Raw genomic sequence first — 3460 nt, forward strand, 5'->3', positions numbered from 1 at the left:
ACATGGGTACAATTGGAATTATAGGAGCAATGGAAGTTGAGGTAAAAGAGCTGAAGGAGCAGATGCAGATTACGCGTCAGCTGACAAAAGCAGGCATGGAATTCTGCGAGGGCATTCTGGAAGGTCAAGATGTTGTTGTGGTACGCAGCGGTGTTGGGAAGGTAAATGCGGCGGTCTGCACACAGATCCTGATCGATGTGTTTGATGTAAAAGCAGTGATCAATACAGGAATCGCCGGTTCTCTGAAAGCGGAGATCAACATCGGTGATCTGGTTATTTCCAGCGATCTGGTTCATCACGATATGGATGCAGTAAGCTTTGGTTATCCGAAGGGACAGATTCCGCAGATGGATGTGTTCTCTTTTGAGGCGGACAAGGCACTTGCGGATCTGGCTGAGAAAGTATGTGAAGAGGTTAATCCGGAAATTCAGGTATTTCACGGAAGAGTTGTCAGCGGCGATCAGTTCATCGCAGACAAAGAAACCAAAGAGAACATTTCGACACTTTTCGCAGGATACTGTACCGAGATGGAAGGTGCTGCGATCGCACAGACTGCACACTTAAATAAAGTGCCGTTTGTTGTTCTGCGTGCGATTTCAGATAAGGCAGATGACAGTGCATCCATGGATTATCCGACGTTTGAGAAGCAGGCAGTTGCTCACAGCGTCAGACTGGTTCGCGGCATGATGAAGAATCTGGCTGCAAAAGAAGCGTAGAAAAAAGAACGAAAACTGAAGAACTTCATAAAAAAATCCCCCGATTTTCGAGCCATAAGAGCAGAAATTGTCGAACGATTCTGCTTTTCAAATGCAAATTCTGAGGCTATAATGTGCCTGCAACATTCATCCGGAGAATGTGACTGCTGCAGCAGCGACACGTGAAATGAAAACAAGCAGGATCAGAAGGGGGATTATCCATGTTACAGTTTTTAAGTCAGCAGACAATATTGTTCTACACAATGGCATTGATCTGTGCCTGGGGAGTGATCAGCCAGGTGGTACTTCGTTCGATGTATGGAAACCTGCTCAGAGATGTCAGAAGGCAGGGCATGGCGAAAGGTAAGTTTATGAAACAGCTTCGCCAGCGTTATCAGAACGTATGCAGAATGAAACAGAATACGGTCAATGCTTTTAACACGGAAGCATTTATACGCAAAAATCTGCTGGAGTACCGTCTTTTTGGAGGATCTTTGCATACCTGGAAACGGATGGCACAGATGGCTGCCATATTATGTGCAGCACTGGGAGCGGTCGGATGGTATATCAGCCAGCCGCAGGCGGTTGGTGGCATGCGTCAGACTTATCTGACAGGCACTTTGCTGATGGAGGGAATTTTTCTTCTGGTCTTTGGCGTTCTGGATACAGGATTTGCAAAACAGTCATTGGAGATTACTTTGCAGGACGAGCTGGATAATGTGCTGGTGCTTCATGCTTCTTCCGGTGTACAGGCTGCAAAATCTTCTGTTGCAAGACAGAAACAGCCGGAGCCGGTGCAGCCGATACTGGCGGAATTTTCAAAACCGGCAAATCAGGTGGAAATGGCAAAATGCAATGCATCGTCAGAAGAAGTGGCAGCTTCTGCTGAGTCGGAAGACGTATCCGGACATTTCGGAAAAATGGTTTCCATGCCGGGACGGAAAAAGAAGAGCGTAAAGAACAGCAAGGATGGCATCAGGGACAAGCAGGAGTTGAAGGAGAATCTCGGAAAAATCCGGGAGGGTATCCGTGAGACAGCAGCTGTGGCGGATACACCTAAAGAGCAGACGGCGAAGATTCTGCGGCAGATGGATTCGGATGAGCAGGAACGTGTGATACGGGAAGTTCTGAAAGAGTTATTGTCATAATGGAGCAGGGATTTCCCCTGCAGACTAGCATTACGAAAGAGAGGAAACTGCTATGGAGATTGTATTTCTGGAAACCATATCGCTTGGTGATGACATAAATCTGGACAGATTTGACGAACTGGGACATGTAACAAAATACAGAGACACACCGGTGGAACTGGTGCCGGAGCGGGTAAAAGATGCAGATGTTGTTGTGATCAACAAAATTCCGATGAATGAAAAAACGCTGGCAGGTGCTTCGCATCTGAAACTGGTAGCCGTAACGGCTACGGGAATGGACAATATTGACCGGGCATATACAGACAGCCACGGCATCCTGTCAGCGAATGTAGCCGGCTATTCTACGGAAGCAGTGGCACAGCATACATTTGCACTGATGTTCTATGTTCTGCATAAACTGGCCTATTATGATCACTATGTAAAATCAGGTGCGTATTGTACCTCCGCTCAGTTTTCTCATTTTGAGCAGAAATTTTCAGAGCTTGACGGAAAGACCTGGGGTATTGTCGGCATGGGAGCGATCGGAAAACGTGTGGCATCCCATGCACAGGAATTTGGCTGCAACGTTATTTATTATTCAACATCCGGGAAGAACACCGATCAGCTGTATGAGAGAGTGGATTTTGAAGAACTGCTGAAACGTTCGGATCTGATATCGGTGCATGCACCGTTGAACCCGGACACAAGAAAACTTTTTGACAGAGCGGCTTTTGAGAAGATGAAGAAGTCCGCAATTTTTATCAATGTGGCACGCGGAGCGATCGTGGATCAGGAAGCACTTACGTGGGCTTTGCAGGAAAATAAGATTGCGGCAGCGGCTCTGGATGTGCTGGACGGAGAGCCGATGAGGGAGGACAATCCATTAAGGCAGATCCAGGACAGCGGCAAGCTGATCATTACGCCTCATATTGCCTGGGCACCGAAAGAGACTCGTGAAAGACTGCTGGACGGAGTCTATGAAAATATCAAAAAAATCCTGTGATACCAAACAATTCGATATCACAGGATGCACATAGCTGAAACAGTTGTCAATCCTCTTCGATTACCTGAAGTTCAAGGTAGTCGAAGGGGATTTCTTCTATAAAACTATCCTGGTAAAAACGAGTTTTGTTGTGGCGTTTGAATTCCTGAATATTGGAATCGAGCCAGATCGGTTTGCCGAGATCAAAGTCGTAGCAGATCTGATCTAAAGAATCAAAGATTTTGTGTGTGCGTGTATCGTTTCGGTCATCTTCTATGACGGTATCTCGAAGCATATGGTTGTCTTTAAAAATTTTCCCCCATAAACGGAACATAACATTTCTACCTCCATATAAAAGCTGCCATAAAGGGCAGAAGTAATTGATTTCAAGTATAGCGGATTTTAAAATGAAAGTAAAGAGACTGCCTGAAAACGGCAGCCTCTTCAAACTTTTTCACTTGAAAAATGGAAGTGAATAGTTTATAATCATCTTAGAAGCAATCAGAGGGTTTGCGTATGTCCGATGGTTGCCACCGGAAACTTATAAATGAAGTTTATAAATTACACACGGCTATCTCCTAGGGGTGTAGGAGATAGCCACTTTTTTATCTCAGTCGAGAAGACTCCCACTTCTGCAAGTGGTGAGTAATAACAAG

Annotated in this window: 4 protein-coding genes; 3 read left to right on the forward strand and 1 reads right to left on the reverse strand. The window is 45.7% G+C overall.

Going from position 1 to position 3460, the window contains the following annotated elements:
* The first annotated feature begins 2 nt into the window (after nt 1–2).
* The 3 genes from ACLTL4_RS11150 to ACLTL4_RS11160 all read left to right on the forward strand — a co-directional run bounded on the left by ACLTL4_RS11150 (nt 3) and on the right by ACLTL4_RS11160 (nt 2825).
* A complete protein-coding gene (locus tag ACLTL4_RS11150; RefSeq protein ID WP_412290536.1) occupies nt 3–716 on the forward strand; it encodes a 5'-methylthioadenosine/adenosylhomocysteine nucleosidase in 714 nt (237 codons plus the stop codon).
* A 200-nt stretch (nt 717–916) separates the two neighbouring features.
* The gene (locus ACLTL4_RS11155) at nt 917–1843 is read left to right on the forward strand and encodes a hypothetical protein (RefSeq protein ID WP_412320550.1); all 927 of its coding nucleotides are present in this window, start codon (nt 917–919) and stop codon (nt 1841–1843) included.
* A gap of 52 nt (nt 1844–1895) precedes the next feature.
* Nucleotides 1896–2825 carry a D-2-hydroxyacid dehydrogenase gene (locus ACLTL4_RS11160; protein ID WP_173897793.1) on the forward strand — a complete coding sequence of 310 codons (930 nt, stop codon included), beginning with the start codon at nt 1896–1898 and terminating at the stop codon, nt 2823–2825.
* Between the two features lie 46 nt (nt 2826–2871).
* Here ACLTL4_RS11160 and ACLTL4_RS11165 read toward each other — a convergent pair whose 3' ends face one another.
* Nucleotides 2872–3138 carry a hypothetical protein gene (locus ACLTL4_RS11165; RefSeq protein WP_412320551.1) on the reverse strand — a complete coding sequence of 89 codons (267 nt, stop codon included), beginning with the start codon at nt 3136–3138 and terminating at the stop codon, nt 2872–2874.
* Nucleotides 3139–3460 lie beyond the last annotated feature (322 nt).

This window comes from Hominisplanchenecus sp., from assembly GCF_046967715.1.
Taxonomy (GTDB): domain Bacteria; phylum Bacillota; class Clostridia; order Lachnospirales; family Lachnospiraceae; genus Hominisplanchenecus; species Hominisplanchenecus faecis.